At 43.9% G+C, this 23,172-nt stretch carries 19 protein-coding genes and 1 pseudogene; 17 read left to right on the top strand and 3 right to left on the bottom strand.

All coding sequences use genetic code 11. The features are described from left to right. Window positions 1-112: 112 nt before the first annotated feature. The 15 genes from ACFP56_RS05895 (at window position 113) to ACFP56_RS05825 (ending at window position 19,182) form a co-directional block, all read left to right on the top strand. A complete protein-coding gene (locus tag ACFP56_RS05895) occupies window positions 113-1,678 on the top strand; it encodes a serine/threonine protein kinase (protein ID WP_379232204.1) in 1,566 nt (521 codons plus the stop codon). A gap of 56 nt (window positions 1,679-1,734) precedes the next feature. Beyond that, window positions 1,735-2,430: a response regulator transcription factor gene (locus tag ACFP56_RS05890; RefSeq protein WP_379232202.1), complete on the top strand. Its 696-nt coding sequence runs from the start codon at window positions 1,735-1,737 to the stop codon at window positions 2,428-2,430. Beyond that, window positions 2,430-3,785 carry a sensor histidine kinase gene (locus ACFP56_RS05885; RefSeq protein WP_379232200.1) on the top strand — a complete coding sequence of 452 codons (1,356 nt, stop codon included), beginning with the start codon at window positions 2,430-2,432 and terminating at the stop codon, window positions 3,783-3,785. The genes ACFP56_RS05890 and ACFP56_RS05885 overlap by 1 nt, the downstream gene beginning before the upstream one ends. Before the next feature lie 10 nt (window positions 3,786-3,795). Continuing rightward, window positions 3,796-4,656 (top strand): carbon-nitrogen hydrolase family protein, encoded by an 861-nt coding sequence (locus ACFP56_RS05880; RefSeq protein WP_379232198.1) that lies wholly within the window; start codon window positions 3,796-3,798, stop codon window positions 4,654-4,656. A 23-nt stretch (window positions 4,657-4,679) separates the two neighbouring features. Continuing rightward, window positions 4,680-5,348, top strand: a complete 669-nt coding sequence (locus tag ACFP56_RS05875; protein ID WP_379232195.1) for a GNAT family N-acetyltransferase — start codon at window positions 4,680-4,682, stop codon at window positions 5,346-5,348. 5 nt (window positions 5,349-5,353) lie between these two features. Continuing rightward, window positions 5,354-6,028 (top strand): GNAT family N-acetyltransferase, encoded by a 675-nt coding sequence (locus ACFP56_RS05870; protein WP_379232193.1) that lies wholly within the window; start codon window positions 5,354-5,356, stop codon window positions 6,026-6,028. A 133-nt stretch (window positions 6,029-6,161) separates the two neighbouring features. After that, window positions 6,162-7,925: a sensor histidine kinase gene (locus ACFP56_RS05865; protein ID WP_379232190.1), complete on the top strand. Its 1,764-nt coding sequence runs from the start codon at window positions 6,162-6,164 to the stop codon at window positions 7,923-7,925. Continuing rightward, window positions 7,918-9,486, top strand: a complete 1,569-nt coding sequence (locus ACFP56_RS05860; protein WP_379232187.1) for a response regulator — start codon at window positions 7,918-7,920, stop codon at window positions 9,484-9,486. The genes ACFP56_RS05865 and ACFP56_RS05860 overlap by 8 nt, the downstream gene beginning before the upstream one ends. Window positions 9,487-9,631: 145 nt before the next feature. Continuing rightward, complete coding sequence (locus ACFP56_RS05855; RefSeq protein WP_379232185.1) at window positions 9,632-10,954, top strand: ABC transporter substrate-binding protein; 1,323 nt, start codon at window positions 9,632-9,634, stop codon at window positions 10,952-10,954. Between the two features lie 70 nt (window positions 10,955-11,024). Continuing rightward, on the top strand, window positions 11,025-11,798 hold the full coding sequence (locus ACFP56_RS05850; RefSeq protein ID WP_379232183.1) for an MBL fold metallo-hydrolase: 774 nt from the start codon (window positions 11,025-11,027) through the stop codon (window positions 11,796-11,798). Between the two features lie 135 nt (window positions 11,799-11,933). After that, window positions 11,934-14,213, top strand: coding sequence for an AraC family transcriptional regulator (locus tag ACFP56_RS05845; protein ID WP_379232181.1), 2,280 nt, complete (start codon window positions 11,934-11,936; stop codon window positions 14,211-14,213). 372 nt (window positions 14,214-14,585) lie between these two features. After that, entirely contained in the window at window positions 14,586-15,443 is an 858-nt protein-coding gene (locus ACFP56_RS05840; protein WP_379233270.1) for an ABC transporter permease, read from the top strand. Between the two features lie 57 nt (window positions 15,444-15,500). Further along, entirely contained in the window at window positions 15,501-16,364 is an 864-nt protein-coding gene (locus ACFP56_RS05835) for a carbohydrate ABC transporter permease (RefSeq protein ID WP_379233268.1), read from the top strand. A gap of 45 nt (window positions 16,365-16,409) precedes the next feature. Further along, window positions 16,410-18,074: an extracellular solute-binding protein gene (locus tag ACFP56_RS05830; RefSeq protein ID WP_379232179.1), complete on the top strand. Its 1,665-nt coding sequence runs from the start codon at window positions 16,410-16,412 to the stop codon at window positions 18,072-18,074. Between the two features lie 64 nt (window positions 18,075-18,138). Continuing rightward, window positions 18,139-19,182, top strand: a complete 1,044-nt coding sequence (locus ACFP56_RS05825; RefSeq protein ID WP_379232177.1) for a glycoside hydrolase family 88/105 protein — start codon at window positions 18,139-18,141, stop codon at window positions 19,180-19,182. A 119-nt stretch (window positions 19,183-19,301) separates the two neighbouring features. Here the strand turns inward: ACFP56_RS05825 and ACFP56_RS05820 are convergent, their stop codons facing one another. Further along, entirely contained in the window at window positions 19,302-20,513 is a 1,212-nt protein-coding gene (locus tag ACFP56_RS05820; RefSeq protein WP_379232175.1) for a GNAT family N-acetyltransferase, read from the bottom strand. A gap of 226 nt (window positions 20,514-20,739) precedes the next feature. On the opposite strand from ACFP56_RS05820, the pseudogene ACFP56_RS05815 reads away from it, so the two are divergent. Continuing rightward, window positions 20,740-20,937: pseudogene (locus ACFP56_RS05815) on the top strand (class I SAM-dependent methyltransferase); the annotation flags it as partial. A gap of 91 nt (window positions 20,938-21,028) precedes the next feature. On the opposite strand, the gene ACFP56_RS05810 reads toward ACFP56_RS05815, so the two are convergent. Beyond that, window positions 21,029-21,670: a thiamine diphosphokinase gene (locus ACFP56_RS05810; protein ID WP_379232173.1), complete on the bottom strand. Its 642-nt coding sequence runs from the start codon at window positions 21,668-21,670 to the stop codon at window positions 21,029-21,031. Between the two features lie 230 nt (window positions 21,671-21,900). Between ACFP56_RS05810 and ACFP56_RS05805 the strand changes: the two genes are divergently transcribed. Further along, complete coding sequence (locus ACFP56_RS05805) at window positions 21,901-22,332, top strand: low molecular weight protein-tyrosine-phosphatase (protein ID WP_379233265.1); 432 nt, start codon at window positions 21,901-21,903, stop codon at window positions 22,330-22,332. 51 nt (window positions 22,333-22,383) lie between these two features. On the opposite strand, the gene ACFP56_RS05800 is transcribed toward ACFP56_RS05805, so the two are convergent. Continuing rightward, window positions 22,384-23,121 carry an alpha/beta hydrolase gene (locus ACFP56_RS05800; protein ID WP_379232171.1) on the bottom strand — a complete coding sequence of 246 codons (738 nt, stop codon included), beginning with the start codon at window positions 23,119-23,121 and terminating at the stop codon, window positions 22,384-22,386. Window positions 23,122-23,172: the final 51 nt, after the last annotated feature.

The following is a 23,172-nucleotide window of genomic DNA, read 5'->3' as shown; positions in this document are numbered from 1 at the left end:
TACGACCGTACGTTCAGAAAAGCATTCTGAGCCAAGCAATCGCTTGGCACAGTGTGCTTTTTTTATGTGCTGCTAACAAGAAGAAAAACTGAAAAGTGAAAGGAGCGATATGATGAAACAAACCAATCAACAGCTGGAAGGAATATTGAATGAGCGATATCAGCTTGTACATAAAGTAGGAGAGGGCGGAATGGGCGAGTTATACCTTGCTCGCGACCTGAAGCTGAACGGCGCTCTTCGAGCATTGAAAGTACTAAAGAATATCGATTCTACCCAAACGCTGTGGATGGATCAGGAAGCCTACATCCTAACCCGTTTGCAGCATCGGAATCTGCCGAGTATTTTTGATTTCTCGACACTATCAGAGCTCGATCGGCCCTATCTCGTAATGGAATGGATACCAGGCATTCATTTGGGGCAGCTGCTGGAGATGAAAACGTTAGCGTTGGATTATATCATCTATGTGGCACAGGAGGTACTGGAAGCACTTGCATATTTGCACAGCCAACAGCCTCCTATCATCCATCGTGACATTAAGCCATCCAATATCATGCTTGCTAAGGACGGAGGAGTCAAGCTGATTGACTTTGGCATTAGCAAGCAGCTCGGCATTAGCAAGGGTGTGACCGTTCAGTTTGGCACGAGAGGCTATTCAGCGCCGGAGCAGCTCATGGGGCAAACCACTGACGAGCGCAGCGATATATACAGCTTTGGAGCTTTGCTGCTGCGAATGCTGGGCATGGACCCGAGCATATGGCTTAATAACGGCAGGCTGGACCAAGCGCGTATACGCAAACTGTCCGCTTTTCCGAAGGCACTGAAGGAGATCATTGTTGACTGCTTGCAGGAGTTCCCTCAGCATCGTCCCTCTCATGTTCAGGAGCTTATACATCGATTCAAGCAGCTGCAGCTTGCGGATAAACGCAATAATCGACAAACCCAGCAATGGACTCAGGATCAAGCTATGAAGGTAGCGGGACAAAAAATCGCTGTACTTTCAGCTCATCCTGGCGCGGGTGCTACATTTATTGCACTTTCGATAAGCAATATCTACCAGAATTACAGCACGCCTCATGCTTATATTGAGCATCGGCAGGATGAGGGAGAACTGGCACAGCGTTATCGTGACAGTGGAATGTATCGTCATTCAGCAGTTTATATGGATGAGGCAATCGAGGCTGCGAACCTAGGAAACGCGAAATATTATATGGTGCTGGAGCGTGCTGCCGGAGATGAGGAGCTGATTCAGCGTACGACAGAGCTTGCCGCATCACTAGCTTTGTTGCAGGATGTTATCGTTGATTATTCATCGCACTGGAAAGAACAGCATATCGAGCATATTGTCCAGCATGCGGATATGGTTGTTGTCGTGAATAGTCCCTGGATCATTCAGCAATCCTCTAGGTATATGCATCGTCTCAATCAGCTGCTTCAGCAGGCAAGCAAGCAGCAGGTGCAGGTCGTGTGGATTCACAATCGTGACCAAGCCTTTCAGGCACGGTCAGCTTGGCTGCAATTAAGCGGGGGGCTTCCTAAGCTGCAGGTGCCAGAGCTTTCACGCAAATTGATTCTGAATAGTATGTGGCTGGAGCAGGCATTTCCCCCTTATCAGAAACTGACAAAGGAAATGAAAAAATACTTAATGCCATTAATGAAAAAATACGTTCGCTTGCAATAATGTCCTACCTTCTATTATGATGAAGATACCGATTATATAAAGGTAGGTGCAGCATTATGAGCGAAAAAATATTAGTCGTGGAAGACGAATCGGGGATAGCTCGTATTCTTCAGCTAGAGCTGGAGCATGAAGGCTATGAAGTAGGTCTTGCTTTTGATGGAAAGCAAGGCTATGAGATGATTAATAGCGGTGAATATCAACTGGTGTTGCTGGATGTCATGCTTCCAAAAATGAGCGGCATAGAAGTACTGCGTCAGGTACGACAATCCGGCAATTTGATTCCTATTATATTGCTTACGGCACGTGATACGGTGCCCGATAAGGTTAGCGGCTTTGAGCATGGGGCCAATGACTATATAACGAAGCCTTTTGCAGTGGAAGAATTGCTGGCCAGAGTACGCAATATACTGCGTATTTTCCAGCAAAAGCCTAAGGATCAGGAAGGCTCTGATGTAATTACGCTAGGTGACTTGACGATTGAGCTGAGAACGCGCAAGGTAACGCGCAAGGACAATATTATTGAGCTGACGCCGCGTGAATACGAGCTGCTCGTTTATTTGATCGAAAATGTCAATCAGGAGAAATCAAGAGAAGAAATATTATCGGAAGTATGGGGTTATGATTTTATTGGCGAAACGAATTTGGTAGACGTATATATTCGTTATCTTCGTCAAAAGCTCGATAAGGGCTATCGCTACAAGCTGATTCATACGGTTCGTGGCGTCGGTTATATGATCAAGGAGCCAGATTGATGACACTGCGAAAACGATTTACGTTATTTACGATTTTTTGGTTAATCTTAATTCTTATCTTTTTTAATATCTTTGTTTATTTCTATGTCATCAAGATTACAACGGAAAGCGAAGAAGAGATTATCGCCAATAAGGTAAAGCTGCTGCTTGAAAATCCGCGTATTCAAAGTGGACGCGGCTTAAATACCGCAGATTTGCTTAATGAGTATTATAATGTTAACGAAATGACTCGCATTATTAGCCCGAATAATCGCGTTGTCAATATTTCGGGCTCTAATGAAATTTTGCTGGAGCTGCCAGCAGAATACAGCGCTTATCAGAACAATGGCATGCTAACACGCAGCGGGGAGAGAATTATCTATTCCCGCGTCCCGTTGTTCGCTGATGGTGAAGTGATTGCAATGCTGGAAGTGACTCGCATCCTTGACGAGCTGGACGATTATTTGCAAATTCTGATTGCAGCGCTTAGCGTAACGAGCGGTGGGGCTATTTTATTCGCTATTTTCGGTACATACTGGTTTACCTCAAAGCTTACAGAGCCCATTTCACAGATGGTCACTACAATGCGAGAAATTGATCGAAGTGGTAAGCTTCGCAAAATCGAGCTTGGTGAACGAGAGGAGTCTGCAGAGCTCCAGCAGCTGATTCGTGCCTTTAACCAAATGATTGATCGACTTGATCGTACATATGAACGTCAGAAATTTTTCGTTGCCGATGCCTCGCATGAGCTGAAAACGCCGCTAACAGTGATTTCTAGCTATGCCAACATCTTAAAGCGTTGGGGCGCAGATGATGAAAATGTGCGCAAAGAAGCAATTGATGCGATTGCTCGCGAGACGACCCGCCTGCAAAGCTTGACGAAGTCGATGCTGACGCTTGCTGAGGCAGAGCAGGAGGATTGGTTGAAACTAGAAACGTTTGACGTTGTGCCAGTCGTGGAGGAGATCGCTACGATGATGGAAACTACGTTCCAGCGCTCTATCCGCGTCAAGGCGTTGTCTCATAATGTGCGAATGATAGGGGATAAGGATAAAATTCAGCAGCTGCTCGTTATTCTTATTGATAACGCGATTAAATACTCCAAGGAGCCGATTGATATTTCCGTTTCGTTATCGAAGGGGATCGTGCGCCTGGAGGTTAAGGACAAAGGAATCGGCATACCAGAGAATGAAATTCCGCATTTGTTCGAGCGTTTTTATCGCGTGGATGGCGCGCGTGCGCGCTCTACGGGCGGCGTTGGGCTTGGTCTTGCCATTGCGAAGCGTATTATTGATTTGCATGAAGGAAAAGTGGAAGTATTTAGTATGATTAACTTGGGAACAACAATTACGATACAATTTAAACAACGCAAATAGGAGGTCTATCATGAAATATCGGGTAGGAGCAGTTCAATATAAGCTGGAGGACATTACGTCATTCGATCAATTTGCTCATCAGGTGGAGCACTATGTCCGCTGTGCTTCAGAATTCGGCGTTCAGATGCTTCTGTTTCCAGAGTTTATGACGACACAGCTATTATCGATTCCTGATGACGAAGGAAATCCGCAGCCATTTGATAACTTGCCTAACTATACTGAGGAGTATATTGAGCTGTTTCAATCTTTATCAAAAAAATACGATGTTCATATTATAGGCGGGACTCATATTGTTAAAATGTCCGATGGAAGTCTCCGGAACGGTGCACATTATTTCTCTCCTAAAGGTGACGTTAAGGTCCAGCATAAGGTTCATCTAACACCTACTGAGGTTAATGAATGGGGAATGAGTGCTGGGGATGGCGTTGAAGTGTTTGATACACCATTTGGCAAAATTGCGATGCTGACCTGCTATGATATTGAATTTCCAGAAATTGTGCGGATGGTTCGTGCCAAGGGTGCGGACGTGATTTATTGCCCATCCTGTACCGATGATCAGCATGGCTTCTATCGCGTCCGTTATTGCTGCCATGCTAGAACGGTTGAAAATCAGGTTTATGTCGTCACGACAGGTACAGTAGGAACGCTTCGCAACGTCGATTTTATGAGAGCAAACGTAGGTAAAGCAGCGATATTGGCTCCTAACGATATACCGTTTCCGCCTGCGGGCGTCATTGCAGAAGGGATTATGAATGACGATATGATTATCGTTGGCGATATCGACCTTTCGCTGCTGCAGGATGTAAGAGCAAAAGGTGCAGTTATGACTTGGCGCGATCGTAGAACGGATCTCTATACGGATTGGTCATAATCGTCAGGAAGCAGGAGGGAGCTATGTATAAGCAGCTTTATGTCATTCAAGAAGGCAAGCCGGAGCTTATTACGATTCGAAATTATAGCTCTGAGGATATGGAGGGCTTGATTGACGTTCAGCGCGCAAGCTTTCCTCCTCCGTTTCCTGAGGAGCTGTGGTGGAATAAGGAGCAGCTTCATGAGCATGTTACGAGATTTCCAGAGGGTGCATTATGCGCGATTGCTGGAGGTAGAATTATAGGTTCCATGACTGGCCTAGTCGTGAACATGCAGCAGTACGGACATAACCATAATTGGAGCGAGGTAACGGACGAAGGATATATTCGCAACCATGATCCTCAAGGCGATACGTTGTATGTTGTTGACATATGTGTCGTACCCGAATATCGTAAATCTGGCGTTGGCAAGTGGCTGATGCAGTCGATGTATGAAACGGTGGTGCAGCTTGGCTTGAGTTCACTGCTTGGGGGCGGTAGAATGCCTGGCTTTTCGCAGTATGCTCACGAGCTGTCAGCACAGCAATACTTGGACAAGGTTATCGCGGGACAATTAAAGGATCCTGTCATAACGTTTCTGCTTCGCTGCGGCAGAGTGCCAGTCGGGATTGCAGAGCAGTATTTGGAAGATGAGCAATCCTGCAATTATGCAGCTATTATGCAATGGAAAAATCCATTTATCGAGAAGGAGTGATTTTATTGTTAACTTATCATCGTATTCAATCTATAGACGATTCGCACTTCCCTGCCTTGCATCAATTGCTTGGCACGATTTTCCCGCCAGAAGAGGTTTTGGCTTATGAGCTTTGGAAGGAGCCCTTGCTTGACCCAAGCATTCATGTTTATGTGGCGCTCCATGAAGGGAAGGTTGTCGGAGCAACCGAATATCGCTATTACCCTGAGATGCGTGTTGCGATGACGGATTTCACGATCATCGGGCAGCCTAATTTAGGGATTGGACGTTTTCTGCTTCGTCAGCGTGAAATGGATCTGCAAAAGCTGGCTGCAGCATCTGGAACAGAATCAATCGGCATGTTCGCAGAGATTTATGATCCGTATCGTGCGCAAAATCACGAGTTTGGCGGGGTATCCCCGATGAATCCGATCGTGCGTCGTGAGGTGCTGTCGCATATCGGCTATAAACGCTTAAACTTCCCGTACGTGCATCCTTCTTGGGACCATGAGGGGAATGCGGTGACTGAGCTCGATCTTGGCTTCCTGCCTGCTGATGAGCAGCTGCAAGAGCTTTCAGCACAGTTGATAGCGACGTTTCTAGAAACGTATTATGCTGCTCTGCCAAACAAGCCGCAGCAGTGGCTGGATATGGTCGCACAGCTGAAAACACAGCAATCAATTGAATTGCTGCCATTGTAAGTTAACGCTGCATAACTGGACTGTACCCCATGATAGAGCACGATCAAAAAATGCAATCTCCTTTGACTGAGAAGGAGATTGCATTTTTTTGATGAATTATAGATGGAGTCTATTCTACTGAGGGGGAGTCTTTTTGGGATGGGGGCGCCTTGCATCCATTTTTTCTGGTTTGAAAATTAAATATAAAATATTTATATTAATTGCAGTGCTGATGGCCAGTGTTATCGTGATTACGAATATTGTACATCGCTTTGCCTTTGTCGCTTATGACGAGCTTATGCACGAGCAATCGTCGCAGGCTTTAAGCATATCTTCCTTAGGGATGGAGAGCGAGCTTAAAAAGATCGCAGCGCTATCGTATACGGTCGTGACCGATCCTGATATACAGGATTATTTGTGGGATATTCGGAATGAAAAGGCGGATTACGACAACTACGTTATGTTCACGAAGGTTCGCCAGCGCATGGTTGATCTGGGCGCGCTGGATAAATACGTGCTTTCACTTCAGCTCTATGATGTAAATGATAAGGAATATTCCGTCGGCTCAAGACCTCTTACATTAAACGAGCACAGGCTTGAGAGGCTAAAGCATGATTCTGGTGAGGCGCTAGGCGGTATAGCGTGGACAATACCAGATGAGCATGATCGAGTGCTGACGGCTGTTCGAAGCATACGCCGATTTCACAATCTCTCATTGGAGGAATTAGGGATACTAGCTGTGCGGATCGATGTGAATCGTTTATTTTCAGATTATGCAAGTGGGCTGGATCGAGAGGATGCTCAATTCATCATTATGAATAGCGAGCAGGAGATCATTTATCCGGACAAAATCGATTTTGACATGCAAGCGCTTTCTGATTTGCAAAACTATGAACAAGGCTACAAAATCGTACAAGATCATGACCGTGCTTATTTTATTTCACATCGGTCCTCTGTATATACCGATTGGACCTATATCACGCTTATGCCCTATGATGAAATTTTCCAACGTACAGTAAAGGCGAAAAATATTGTGCTTATTGTGTATGTAGCACTGTTTTTAACTGCCGTTCTTGTAGCGTTTCAACTATCGAGACGCATAACCGACCCGCTAGAGAAGCTTACGATAAAAATGAGGCGTGTTCAGCTCGGTAATTTTGATTATCAAGAGGATGATACAACGGTCATCACAATGGATGAAGTAGGTCAGATTCAGCGGCATTTTCGCATCATGCTGGAGCGGATCAATGAGCTGATTCAGGAGAATTACGTCAAGCAGCTTGTCATTAAGGACACACAATTTAAGGCGCTACAGGCGCAAATCAATCCGCATTTTTTATATAATACGCTGGAGTCTATTAACTGGATGGCAAAAATGAGTCAGCAAAGTCGAATTTCACAAATGGTCGAATCGCTTGGCTTTCTATTGAGGCTGTCGATAAATGAGAAGGAGCCCGTCATTACTCTCGAACGAGAGCTCGAAATCATTAATCATTATCTTGTTATTCAGAAGCTGCGGTTCGAGGAACGGCTGGAGTATGAGGTGGATGTGTCGGATTCACTGCGAGCATGCATGATTCCGAAGCTGTCCGTACAGCCCATAGTCGAAAATGCGATCCATTATGGGCTAGAGCCGATGATTGAGCCATGCAGAATTAAAATTTTCGCTGAAATGGTAGATGATCAAGTGCACATTACAGTAGAGGACAACGGGGCCGGCATGACTGCCGAATATGTTGAGCAGCTGGAAAAGGGAGACGTTCAGCCAAAAGGGACGGGGCTCGGTATTGGCAATATAAAAGAGCGCATTAATATGCTGTACGGCGATCAATATGGGCTAAGCATCAAGAGCAAGATCGGCGAAGGGACAAGTGTAACGCTTATATTGCCGTATATTGTGAGGGATGAGGATGTTTAAGATTCTATTGGTTGATGATGAGCGAATTATTTTGGAAGGCATATCACAGCTGATCAATTGGAGCGAATATAAGGCAGAGCTGATTGGGACAGCACGAAATGGACTGGAAGCGTTGGCGTTTATTAAGCAGCATAAGCCAGATATCGTCATATCCGATATTAAAATGCCTGGCATGGATGGGCTGCAGCTTGTGGAAGAGGCGAATCGTCTGTTTCCTGAGCTCGCATTTATACTGCTGTCGGGTTTTGATGAGTTTCAATATGCACGTAAGGCGATGCAATTTGGCGTAAAGCATTATCTGCTAAAGCCATGTAATGAGAGCCTGATTATTGATGCGTTAAATGAGGTAATTGGAGATTTGCAGTCTCGGCTCAAAAAGGAGCGATTCATGCAGCGAATGGAGCAGGAGCTTGCCAAGGCGCTGCCTTATGCCAAGGAGCAGTTTCTGAAGGAGCTAGTTACGAACAAAACGTATGGACCGCGTGATTGGGACGAATTCCGCAGACTGTTTCATATACCGGCAGAGCCTGGTCAAATTCAGCTGATTTTATTTCAATTAGAAGGCAGCTATGACTATGAGCATCTATTTGCAACGAAAAACATAGCTGAGGATGTACTGGGAGCAGCAATTGTTCAGCTTGGCACCACCATTGGCAGTCAAGTGCTGCTGCTGGTGAAAGCGAGCCTAAAGCAGGAGCAGCTGCTTGAAAAGCTGCATCAAATTAGATATACGTTTTATGACTACTATAAGCTTGAGTTAACGATTGCGGTAAGTGATTGTGCTGAGATTGGCTCCATAAGGCGCATTTATCATGAAACGATGGAGTGCATCAATTATCGATTTTACTTGGGCGAGGGTGCAATTATTACGAAGAAGGATATTGCTGATGTAATATCTGAATCACCTTCCTTTTATTTTGATGACGAGCCACTGTCGATCTACATCAAATCAGGAGATTGGCTCTCTGCTGAACGAGAGCTTAAGCTGTTTTTTCAAGAGCTGGCTGATTGTCGGCTTGATGCAGCTATGTCGAAATCGTATGCGTTATCGCTGCTCGTAGCGATTACGAGGCTTTGCTTGCAGGAGCATATCAGTCATTATACGCCGTGTATTGTGAAACTCGATGAATTGAACTCCTTGCGTTCAATTGAGCAATATATTAGCTTGATTGCACAAGAGATTACCCTCGCCAATTTAGAGGCACAGCAGAGAAAGCACTCTTCCATCGTTGCACGCGTTATCCAGCTTGTGCAGCAGCATTTGGAGCAACCATCGTTATCGCTTAATTGGATTGCTAGTGAGCATTTATATATGAATGCAGATTATTTAGGAAAGCTGTTCAAAAAGGAAACGAGTGAGAAGTTTTCTAATTATGTCATGAGGCTGCGGATTGAAAAGGCAGTAGAGCTAATCGAATCTTCGACTGATGTGAAGGTGTTCGAGCTGGCTGAGCAGCTTGGTTTTGGCGAGAATCCACAATATTTCAGTCAAGTATTCAAAAAATATACAGGTCAAACCCCTACGGAGTATCGGAAGACTCCTGGTGGCATAGAAGGTTAGAGGAGAGGAGCGGCTGCTTGAGCCGGCTCCTCTGTTTTTTCAACAAACTAATCGGAATTTTACATATCAGCAGTGTCCTAGAAAATTTATAATAGAATGATAGGTACGACAATTGGGACTTGTCTGCTGTGGAAGGGAGTATAGGATGAAAAACTCTACGAAAACACTGGTCTTTGCATGTGCAGCAATGATTGTACTTGTTATTGCGGTGCTTGGCGGCAAGGCAGGAAGCATGTATCCCTCGATAACACGAGGAAGCGCAAGCAGCACCGAGCAAGAGAAGCCCGTTACGATTCGGATTGCATGGTGGGGCGGTGATGCACGTCATGATTATACGAAAAAGGTTATTGAGTTATACGAAAGTATGCATCCTCACATTACAATCGATGCAGAGGAGTATGCCAACTATGATGACTTTTGGAAGCGAATGGCTCCACTAGCTGCCGCTGGCGAGCTGCCCGATCTGATTCAGATCGATACCAGCTATTACGCTCAATATGCTGAAAAACAACTACTCGCAGATTTGACGCCGTTCTTGGGGAATGCAATTGATATTTCCAACATTAATGATCATGTCCTGAAAGCCGGTTATTATAATGGCGGGAATTATGGGATGTCGCTAGGCATCAATGTGCTTGGCTTTCAATATGATCCTGACATTTTAAGAAAAATCGGTCTAACGAGCATACCGAGTGATTGGACCTGGGATGATTATGAAAAGCTGGCGATCAAAGCGCAGCAATTAGGCTTATATATGGACGATGGTATGCGGCCTGAAATTTTCTTTGCTTATTATTTGCGCACGCAAGGAGCGTCGTTATATAATGCAGCGGGAACTGGACTTGGTTATGAAGACGATCAACTGTTTATCGATTATTTTGGTAGACTGGTTCGGCTTGCACATAACAAGGCAACACCATCCTCTGAAGAAAAGGCGCAAATTAAAGGCTTTGCCGATAACAATTTATCTAAAGGAAAGCAAATCGGCATCTGGCAATGGTCAAATCAATATGTGGCGATGCAGCAGGCTGTTGACCGTCCACTCGCGATTGCGCCTATGGTAGGGCCTAATAGGGATAAAGGACTTTACTTGAAATCCAGTATGTTTTTCTCGATTGCAGAAAGCTCCAAGGTTAAATCGGAGGCAGCGAAATTCATAGATTTCTGGATCAATGACCTAGAAGCAAACAGACTCATTTTAGGAGAAAGAGGAGTGCCTGTTTCCTCAGTAATTCAAGAATCAATTAAGCCCTGGCTGACTGAAGCGCAGCAGCAGGTGATGGATTACGTGTCCTGGGCGGAACAAAACAGTGCAACTGGCGATCCAGTAGATCCTGTAGGCTCTGCAGAAATGATCGAGCAGTTGAAATGGATCTGGGAGCAGATGGAATATAAACAAATGAGTGTTGAGGATGCAGCGTCTCAGTTCAGATTGTCTGCTGCTGAAATATTGTCAGAACACCGATAAGAGAGTATTCGTATTAGAAGCGATAGAACGTTGTTTAACTACAATCCATACAACAAGAAGGAGCTCAGCTATGAACATAATTTTCCGAGGAACAAGTGATGCACTGGCGGTACCGCGGCTTTACTGTCAATGTGAGGTGTGTGAGGAGGCAAGAAGCACAGGAGAGAATCGCAGATATCGTCCTTCTATCCAGCTCATTACCGAGGATGGGGAGACGATATGGGTAGACTGCGGCACGGACTGGCACATTCAGATGGAACAAGCCAATCAGCGTATTGTATCGCAGATGCTCATCACACATGCGCATTTCGATCATATTGGCGGGCTGCCTCAATGGTATGATCAGTGCCGTTACGCCAATGTAACTCCGAAGCTGTACGCAGCACAGGAGGTCATAGACGAAATTGCTGCTCGCTTTCCGTGGCTGTCAAGTCTGATCACATATGTTCCGATTGATGAGGGCATGCAGCTAGGCGATTGGAGGCTGCGCATCTGGCGCGTTAATCATGGAAGGAATGGCTATTCCTACGCCTTTCGCTTTGATCATCAGCATACTGGAGCCAGCTTTGTATATTGCCCGGACAGCATTGCGCTTACCGAAGAGCAGCAGCGTCTACTATTGCACGTTGATGTGCTTATTATCGGAGCGAGCTTTTATCAAGAGCCGTTTCCATTCGAAACGCGCTCGCTCTATGACGTGAAGGAGCTTTTGGAGCTCGTTCCTCAATGGCAGCCAAAGAAGATGTGGATTACACATATGTCACATGCAATTGATATTAGAAAGAAGCAAAGTCTTCCCGAGCACGTCTATTTTGCACAAACAGGCGAACAGATCTTGATCTAGTAGCAGACGGCAGCTGTGATTCACGGCTGCCGATAACGCAAAAAATAACAGCTATAGAGCTATTACGCGCTGCTCCATTACAGCATGATGCAACTACTTTCATGTAAGAAATTTACAGGAAAAAGGTGATGAGGAATGAAACGATTCCCGATGATGCTTCAGCTTGTATTCATATTGTTTTGTGTCATGATCATTCCAACCTCCATGATGACATGGTACAGTGGTGCGCAAATTTTAGGATACTCTGAAAATGCAATTGCAGAGTCCTCATTAAATAGTCTAACAGCTAATCAGGAATTAAATGAAAACGCTTTAAATTATATTGCTCAGGATACGGTTCGTCTTGCATCTACGAATATATTTGATGGAATACGTCATTACCAATCCTATGAACAACTGAATGCGGACTATACTCGTGTCGAAACTGGACTTTCGCTATTAAAGGAGTTGCAGCGTTTAACGCGCAGCAATGAGGGAGTATATTCAGCCTTTTTTTATTTAAATGGTGCGGATTATATTATTGCATCCGATAAAGGCATAATTCCGCTTGATCGTTATGAATCACTTCAGTGGATTGATGAAGCGTTAAACGAGAAGGACGGCATTGCGGGCATATGGTACCCGAGATTTATGGAGTCACAGCAAATGGTGTTGTCCTATGTATTGCCGCTAAATCGATTATCCACCTCGACGAAGGGGCTGCTCGTTATAAATTTGAATGAGGAGCAGGTTGCTTATCATATGAACGGCTCCGAGCTTGAAAACAACCATTACTTTATAATCAACAAGGATGACAATACGGTCATTTCACATGACAATAAAGAGCTGCTTTTAAGCGATGCTCAGACGATACCTATTGTTGAACATGTACGAAAGCAAAATACTTCAAGCGGTTATTCCTTTCATGAACAGAATGGGGAGCGCCTGCTGTACACATGGCACACCTCACCCCCCTACAACTGGCTGTATGTCAACAGCTATTCGATGGACACGTTGATGTCGCAAACACGCTCTGTGCAGGAGAGCATTCTCGTGTTTACGATTATTCTTGTTATTGTCGGCTCGATTCTTGCAGTTGCACTAGCAACATGGCTATCCAAACCGATCAGATCTCTCGTCAGACAGTTGAAGGCAAGGGATGGCTCTTGCAATACTGCGGCAAATGAGCTTGCATTTCTAGATACGGCCTTTCGCAGAATGCAGGATGAAGAAGATAAACTGAAATATCTCATTAAAGAGCATGAACAGGATGCTTGCAGTTTGATCATACATCATTTGCTAAAAGGCGATACGCTGGATCGCAAAAAAAGTGAGCTGTTGCAGGAGATGTTTCCAGAGAAGTACTTCTATGTCGCTGTTATTGCGATTGATCAATACAGCAAGTACTTGAACAAGACGAGTCCTGAAGCTCGTTCCTATCATCAATATTCGTTAATGACTAATGCGATTAATCAACAGATTGAGGGACTGTATATTCACAGTGTGAATTATGGTGAGGGACGAATGGGCATTATCATTAATGTTAGTGAGGAGAACAAGCAAAAAGAGTCGCTGCTTATTACTTGCCTGGAGCAAATAAGCGCCAAGGCGAAGGACGTCTTCGGACATTCCGTCACGATAGGAGTGAGCAGCATGGCACAATCTACATCGCATATTTCGAGTCAATGGCTCGAGGCGATCGGTCTTATTAAGCATCGTATGATTCAAGGCAATGGCCGCATTTTGTTCTGGCGTCAGGAGGAGCAAAGCAATCTAAAATATATATATCCTGTAAATAGTGAACGTCGAATTTTGAATTATCTCGATACAGGCGATATGGAGAGTATCTCACTGGAATTTGAAGTGATACGCAAGCAGATTGTACATGCAGCTAATATTTCCTACGACAATATTATATTTATTTATAATCAGCTGGTAGGGGCTACGATTAAGCATCTGAATGAGAAAAATATTAATACATCGGCAATCTTCGCAAGTCAAGGCAATATCTACTCCGATATTGCTTCCATTGATACACTCGATGAGCTGGAAGGCTATTTGAAGCAATTTTATATGGCGGTCATCCCATATGTGGATCACAGTGGGCAGGACGTTAATTATATCGAGAAAATCTTCGAGTATCTTGATGCGCATTATAGCGAGGAAATTGTGTTTGAGGAGATGGCGAAGGAAATCGGTATCAGCTATTCCTATATGCGCAAGCTTGTATATGAGGTGACCGGAAAGAGCTTGATCGAATGCATTAATCAAAAGCGTATACAAAAAGCAAAACAGCTACTTGTAAAATCGACCTTGAATGTGGCACAAATTGCTGCTGAGGTTGGCTATAACAATATTCAAAGCTTTAATCGATTCTTCCGAAAATTCGAAGGAATTACGCCAAGCAGCTACAAAGCTTCAAAGCTGAATCGTTAGTTTTGATTATCGTAAACCGTATTGATCGCGTAGTCAGGGTTGTAGCTTGCTTGGTTCATGCGTCGGAGTAAGCACTCATAATTTTATCGCCGAAATCCCTTGCTACATAAGGGGTTTCGGTGATTATCAAAAATGATATCTGTAATCAAAATGTACAATTTACGAACGGATTTGTAGAGGGTAACATGTGAATCAACTTCTCCGATCAATCAGATGAAAGGCTAATCAAAAAAGCTGGAAACATTGAAGAGGGGATGTTAGACAAAGGAGGGGGAAGGTGTAAATGTGAAAATTGTAAACGCTTTAACCAAACGCGATCTAGACGGTAAAGGCATCTTCTATTACTTAAAGCGTGACAAGCAGCTTTACTTCATGCTATTGATTCCAATCTTTTTCGTACTCGTGTTTAAGATTCTACCGATGTTTGGACTGGTCATTGCATTCAAAGACTTTAAAATCGCTAGAGGCTTTTGGGATAGCGAATGGGTTGGATTTCAGGTTTTTCAAGACATCTTTGCTAAACGAGATTTTGGTCGAGCTGTAAGAAATACATTATTGCTTAATTCATTAGATTTCTTATTAAGCTTTACAGCACCGATCTTACTTGCCATATTACTCAATGAAATTAAAAGTATAAGAGTTAAGAGACTTAATCAAACGCTTCTATATTTGCCTCACTTTTTATCCTGGGTAATTATTAGTGCATTAGCTTATCAGCTGTTTAGTGTTGGGAATGGCGTAATTAATAATCTCATCGAGAACCTTGGCGGCAACCGAATACCGTTCCTACAAGAAGATAATCATTGGCTTCTGTCTTATCTTCTCATAGGCGTATGGCAAAGCATGGGCTGGGGGACGATCATTTATCTGGCTTCCATTAGCTCAATCAACCCAGAGTTATATGAGGCTGCGTTCGTTGATGGTGCGGGTCGTTGGCGTAAAGTATGGCATATTACGCTCCCTGGAATACGAGTGACTATTGTGACGTTATTAATTATGAATTTAGGTAGAATCATGGGAGGCTCCTTCGAACGAGTTTATACTTTAGCGAATAAGGCAACGACAGAATATACAACGACCATCGAAGTGCTTGTTTATCGTTGGGGTATAGAATCTGGACAATTTAGTCGTGCAACCGCCATTGGTCTATTCCAGGCAGTCATCGGGCTTATTCTCGTATTAATCGCGGATCGAATTGCGAAGAAGCTCGGTGAGGACGGCTTATTGTAGAAAGGAAAACGTATTATGAAAGCAACTAATAACGTAACGACAATACGGGTTAAAGGTATGAAACGATTTGACGCTTGGGATGTCATCATTAATATTGTGGTCGCTTTAGCTTCATTAGCCTGTTTATTGCCGCTTGTGCATATTTTGGCAAAATCGCTTAGTACAGATGCTTACGTGCTAGCGAATAAAGTATGGCTTTGGCCGATGGGCTTTACCTTTGAAGCGTACAGCAAGGTGTTTGCAGATGCCTCGATTATTCGTTCCTTCTATGTTTCGGTTTTTGTTACCGTTGTGTTCACAATACTGGGACTGATCGTGACCGTTTGCGCAGCCTACCCACTTTCTCGAAAGCAACTGAAAGGGCGCTCATTTATTACGTTTATCTTTATGTTTACTCTTATTTTTAGCGGCGGAATTATACCTGAGTATATGCTCCTAAGTCAGCTTGGCATGCTGGATACGTTGTGGTCATTGATACTTCCGCCAGCATTTAGTGCCTTTAATTTTCTCATTATGAGAAGTGCTATTTACAGCTCAATACCTGTTAGCTTGGAGGAATCTGCACGGATCGATGGAGCGGGACACTTTAGAGTGTTGTTCAACATCGTGCTGCCGCTTTCAAAACCCATTATTGCAACCTTGTCCTTATTTTATGCGGTTGGTCGCTGGAACACCTATCAGGATGCATTGTTTTACATTAAACAAAACATTGATCTGAGACCTCTTCAGCTAAAGCTTTATTACATGGTTGTCACTGCAAGCGAAAGCTTTCAGCTTGAGGCGACTCAAGTTCAATTATCAAATCCAGATGTATTGAAGGCAGCCTGCGTCGTATTCGCTACATTGCCGATTATCGTCGTCTATCCTTTCATTCAGAAGTACTTTGTAAACGGTATTATGCTTGGAGCGGTTAAAGAGTAAGAGATTAATAGAAGAATAATTATAGTCGTTGAGGAGGCTCGTTATATGAAAAGCAGAAAAGTTGTAACCCTGTTATTATCGCTAGTAATGGTTTTAAGTGTACTCGCAGCTTGCAGCAAAGATAACAATTCAAGCAATACGGGAAACCAGCCTAATAATCAAAATAACTCTACCAATCAACCAGACCCAACTGGAAACGAAGGGACTAACTCCGGTTTTCAGGATTACTCAGGTGGCTTTCCTGAAAATGTAACGATTGAAATTCCTGTTTATGACCGTGCGTTCGAGGGCTGGAATGTTGCAGACAATTACTATACACGCTGGATTCAGAAAGAATTTGGCGACAAATACAATGTTACCGTGAAATATGTGCCAATTTCTCGTTCCAATGAGGTGCAGGATTTCCAACAATTATTAGCGGCACAAAAAGCGCCGGACATTATATTCCATTATGATATGCCGCAGCAAATTGCCTATTACAGCGAAGGTGTTCTGCAAGAAATCGACTGGGATGAAATTGCAAATTATGCGCCAACTTATTGGGCAAATATGAGCGATACAATTGAACAGTACGGAATTATCAATGATGAAAAGATCTTTTTCTATGCAGATCGTCCGTCCGCAGACAACTTCGTAACATTGATCCGTAAGGATTGGGTGGAAAAGGTTGGAATGAAGGTTGAAGATCTCACCTCACTAGAGAAATATAACGAAATGCTAGTGAAGTGGAAGGAAGCTGGTCTTGGCGTGACGGGTGGTTCACTAACTCGCAACAACTTCAACTACAACTATGCTTTCCGTGATTGGCCAATTGACCCTGAGTATCGTGCATTGTACTCTGATCTTTCGATTGCTGACTTTACGACTATTGATACTGAACGTTGGCTTAGAAACTTGAACTACCAATACAATAATGGCCTTATCGATCGCGAATTTTATCTAAGAGATGATGATAACAAAATTAAATCAGAATTTGTTGCTGGGCGCACAGGTACGTATGGAAGCTATCTCACTAGCAACTCCGACGTTATTGCTGCAACGTTAGCGAATAACCCGGAAGCTGAATTCGCTGTAATGCCTCCTTATGCTGGCGTTCCTGAAGGCTTAGTACCACAAGGACGTGCTTACTGGCCATTTGGATTCATTATGGGGATTAACTATCAAACTCCTGAGCTTGAGCGTATTGCAATCTGGATGTTCCTAGAGTGGATGAGTCAACCGGATAATTTGTTCTTCCTGCAAAACGGTGTTGAAGGTGAAAACTACACAATAGATTCTGATGGCATAGCTATACGCAATGCAGATTTTGCAGGCGAATCTGTACTTTCATTAAACAATAACAAGGACTACTGGGCACTTGTTATCGAGACGCAGCTATATAACGATCCTGAAGTAAATCGTAAAGCTCAAATTCGTAACTGGGCACCTGTAGGCTATGAGTATTTGGCAGAAGATCTGATCAAGTATTATGAAGAAACAGCGCCTTATCGTACTCCGGACGCTTTGTTTACAGAGGTCGTTGAGTCAGTTGCTGAGTATAAAGCAGATCTGAATGAATTGTTCCAGGAATTGTACATCAAAGTCGCGACTGCACCAGAGGATCAATTTGACAAGCTGTATGAAGAATCAAAACAAATCTATCTAGATGCTGGCTACCAAGAGATTCTGGATGAAAAGCAAAAAATTATTGAAAGCGGCAATTTTAGATAATTGAACTCAAACGAAACCAAAGCCCTCGCACTCGCCAGGGCTTTGGTTGATGGAGGTAGCGTGTATGCTAAAGCTGGAATCAAATGCAACCGAGCTAAAAACTGTTATTGATCATGTGGTGGAGTATACACTGAATATGGATTTGACATGGGATTGGCCGTGCGGAGTTGCTTATTATGGCGTTAGCCGAGCTTATGAAGTGACGGGCGAGAAGCGTTATCTGGAGCGTATGGCTGCTTGGTGTGATGAATATATCGAGGTCGGCTTGCCGACCTGGACGGTTAATACGTGTGCAATGGGTCATATGCTTGTGACGCTGTATCAGGAAACAAATGAGCAGAAATATTTGGATCTGATTTTAAGCAAAATCGATTATATCCAAAATCATGCGCTGCGCTTCGGGGATCGTGTGCTTCAGCATACCGTTTCTGCGAAAAATGATTTTCCCGAGCAATGCTGGGCAGATACGCTGTTCATGGCTGCTTACTTCCAGCTTCGTGTAGGCGTGATGCTCGATGATAAGGCGCTAGTTGAAGATGCTCTGCATCAATATTATTGGCATATTAACTATTTGCAGGATGAGCATACAGGCTTGTGGTATCACGGCTACAATCATATCGGGAAGGATCATATGTCCGGGATTTACTGGGGAAGAGCGAATGCTTGGGCGGCGTATACGATGTCGCGTGTAGGTAGAGTGCTTCCACAGCCTTACTTGTATCCGCCTTTTATGCATATTGATTGCTCGCTGCGTGATCAATTGTCAGCGCTTAAACGCTTGCTGCGCGAGGATGGGTTATGGGGAACCGTTCTCGATTACGCACCCTCATATGGGGAGGTTTCAGCATCAGCAGGCATAGTTGCTGCAATGGTCAATCAAGGCAATCTGCTCCACGGTAAGTACGTTCAAAAGGCGCTTAACGGACTGCTGGATAATATATCTGATAATGGCAGAGTGCTGAATGTATCTGCTGGAACAGCTGTCATGAACAATATTGAAGGTTATTTGGAAATACCCAAAAAATGGGCACAAGGCTGGGGCCAGGGCTTGACGCTTGCCTGCTTGACTGCCGTAGTGGAGCAGCAGCAGCGAACGGCGCAATCTTAAATTTATCTAATTAGACAGGTGCAGCAGTGACTGTAAAAAACCAATGGATCTCGAAAAACGCTGAGATTCATTGGTTTTTTTCGGGCTCGCAGGGAACTGCCCAATCGGGTAGATTCTAGTTAAAAATAATCTGAGAAATAAGGCGCCTGCTGCTCGATGGCATCTTCCAGCATATCTATTGTTTCCGGTGCGCAAGCTATTCGTCCGATCTTGTGAAGATAGTCCGGTCGCTTGTATCCAAGCAGCATGGTTGCCATTGTTTGGATATCAATCTTGTCGTTGCTTTTCGCAGAGACGCGCGTGACTTCGCCTTTGCCTTCTGCAGTGATGCGCAGGGTGAATACCCCTTGATTCCATGAAAGCATCGGATCATCCATCATAAATGTCCACTCTCGGTCAGCCGTGTCTGGCTTAAAGGGATATTGGGCGATAAACTTTTCTAAATCTACAATGCGGGCCATGTAATAGGGAGAAATCGTTTCCTTAATATCCGCATCCTCTAATAAAAATGCTAGCGGTTCATCTGTATACGTATTGCCGATCACTTTGGAGATCATTGAAAAATGCGCACTGATAAAATTCCAAAGTCCGCTGCGCGCCTCTTCATTGATAAAAATCATATCCTTAATATGAAATACCTCGTCGGCGATCCGGTAAAGCACATAGCCGTCCGGCTCCTCCTCCGTATTGTAATAGATAGCCGCCATCATATCGTCCGGTTCCCATAGCCAATATTCATTCCACAGCAAGTCATTGCGCAGCAAGGCGCCATGGGTTTGCAAAGCGAACCGTTCATAAGCTTTTTTCACTTGCTCACTGTCCACCGCCACGCGCTCGATTTCACCGGGAACCTGTTTGTTTTTGGGCAATTGATAATCATTGATTTCATAGGTGATCTTATCGGAAATGATTTCCCATCCTTTTCGGCGATAATAAGGGATAGAATATGGATATAAGAAAGAAATCGATTGGCCCCGGTTTTTCATGTTTTCCAACGCCTGATATAACAATTTATGCATGAGCCCTTGGTTGGCATACTCCGGGTATGTACCTACACCAGTAAGTCCGCCCATCTCGTAGGTTTTGTTGAAGATGCGCACCTGTAAAGGATAAACCGCTGCTTGAGAAATAAGCTTGTCCCCGTCAAACCAGCCCAGCACGTCGGCCTGTTCCAACGCGGGCGACTTTGCGCGAATAATCTCATCTTCTTCCCAGCCGATTTGATGCAAATCCCGATAGGTGACCTGAAAGACATACCTTAGCAGTTGATTGTACTGTGTAAGATGCTCTAGGCCTACTTTTTTTATCTTTAACTGTTTTTTCCTGCTCATAAAATTTCCTTTCTGAATCGCTTCAACAACTCTTCAACTATTTTGTGCCGTTGACTTAACTCTAAGTCTAGGCCTCCTTGAATAATTCTTATACCTGAAAAGTTGAATTCATGTTACTTATCAGCCACTTTGCATGATTTATAGTTTATATCTATTAAGTAAATGTTTTTTATATATTTCACAAATAAATCAGTGTGAATTAGTATTGGAATAGAACCCTAAAGCAAAAATCAACCTTATAGATATATCGGAAAACATGTTAGAGATTGCTAAGACTAGGCTTAACGATGTTAAGAATGTCAACGATGTCCTAGGTAGTTATACGAATTTTATCTCGCATGTGAAGTTTGATATAATCACTTCAGCGCTTTCGCTTCACCATCTTTCAGACTCTAATAAACTGGAATTATACACAACCTATTGATGTGAGTATCGATCGATATTAGGTTTTCATCACGAATTGTGTTTATGACAAAAGGACAGCCGTTAAGCTGTCCTTTTGCTCCATTTTGTTGTTAATCATTTGACTGGATGACAAGCAGCTTGCCGCTATGTATCGTGATCGTTCCTTTAGTATTCTGCAGCTCATTGCTAATGCCTATCGAGCGTCCTTTTGTTAACGTTGCCAGATTCAGCGGGTATTTGAATCCTTGCAGCGTAATGCCTGTTACCGTTTCTGTATAGGGGAGAAGCGATACATAACGAAAGCCATGCTCCTCGATAGTTAATTTTTGCTCCATTAGTTGAATCATATTATGTTGATCAATAATGCTCATAGAAATCTTCTGCTCCAGAGCGACCTCAAGCAGCTGAATATTGGCTAGTGCATGATCATATCGCGAGCCGAGGGCACCAATCAGGAAAATTTGCGCTGGCTGTAACTCTAGTGCATGCATGATCGCCAGCTGCGTGTCGGTATAATCCTTGTCGATTGCATCGAAGCCAAGCCATTGTTTGCTTGCGTGACGAATCGCTTCTGCTTGTTCGCTTGATACAGAATCGAAATCTCCAATCGCCAAATCAGGTGAAAATCCTTGCTCTACAAGAAATTGCGCACCGCGATCTGCGCCAATTACGTAATTGGCCTTTGTTATATAGGGCAGCGCCCAGCCTCCGAGACTGCCGCCACTGCATACCGTTATAATAGGTTCCTTCATCTTTCGAGTTTCCTTTCCACTCGTTCTCTCTATTACGTATAAAGTTAATTTAATCCATCATTCATTATCATAGCGCAACAAGCCTATTGGGACAAACGGCTAGTTGATAGGGTCCTTCATTTGTTATACTAGTACATATCGCTTCGTGCAATATTACAATTGGAAATGAGGGTCTGGAGTTGAAGCAGAAAGTACTATTTGTTTGTTTAGGCAATATTTGCCGATCACCGATGGCGGAGGCCGTCATGCGTCACCTTGTAGAAGCAGAAGGGTTGTCGCATGTTGTAGAGGTGGATTCGGCTGGTACAGGAGATTGGCATATTGGCAAATCACCGCATGAAGGCACTCGCAAGCTGCTGGATGAGAAACAAATTTCCTATGCAGGAATGAAGGCAAGACAGGTTACTGCGAATGACCAATTTGATTATACAACTATCGTTTGTATGGATAACCAAAATTATAAAGATGTGCAGCGGGTATTCAAACAAGGAGCAGGGAATGGCTCCAGGGGGAAGGTAATAACGTTCATGAGCCTGGTAGCGGGTGCCCATGTAACAGAGGTTCCTGATCCGTATTACACAGGAAATTTCGAGGAAGTGTATGAGCTGGTAGAGCAAGGCTGCCATGCATTGTTGCAGCAAATAAAACAACAGCTGTCATAGTATTAAAAAAGGAGTATAACAGCATGGCGTCTGTTATACTCCCACAAAAGTCTAATACTCGCGAATAAAGTAGCGAAGGGCAGCAGGTACTTCCTTTTGCCAGAAGCCCCATTGATGCTTGCCGTCTTTTTCTTCATAGTAAATCGTTGCATTTCGTTCCTGCAGCAGCTGACGCATGTCGCGATTTAGCTCTACAAAATTGTACACGCCGCGATCCGTTTCGAACGCTTCCTCTTGCAGTCCTACGATCATGTAAATGTTCAGCCAATCAAGATCGCCTGTTGCTGCAACGATTTGCTGAGAGGCTCCATAGAAAGCGCCGGACATGCTCATCACATGGTGGAATAGCTCTGGATGCTGCAAGGCAATATGCAGCGATACCGTCCCGCCAAGTGAATCTCCTGCCAAAATTCGATCATCTACTGATGCGCGTACCGGGTACTCATTTTCAATAAAGGGTACAAGCTCCTCTACAAAGAAGTCTACATAGGCTTGATGTCTTGTGCCATCAGGTGAATACTCCTCAGTACGCACGGACTTGTCAACATCGACGCCTACTATTATAAAAGGCTCTAAACCACCATCAAGAATAAGCTCCTGTGCGGAGGTTGCAATTCTACCGAAGTTAAAGAAATCCTCGCCATCCTGGCAATAGATGACCGGATAGCTTAATACCTCGTTATAGCCAGGCGGCAAATAAATACGAAGATTGCGGCTTCCTTCTGGTAAATGACGGCTGTCGATAGTGCTCTTTATTATCGTGCGCTTGAGATAGCGATCGTCTGTCATAAGCGAAAAACTCCTTTAAAAGTGTAGTATGGAAAGCTTGGGAATAGGAAA

Source organism: Paenibacillus septentrionalis (assembly GCF_042659865.1).
GTDB classification, from domain to species: Bacteria; Bacillota; Bacilli; order Paenibacillales; family Paenibacillaceae; genus Pristimantibacillus; species Pristimantibacillus septentrionalis.
Note: the sequence above shows the minus strand (reverse complement) of the source record. Positions and strands in the feature narration are given on the sequence as shown.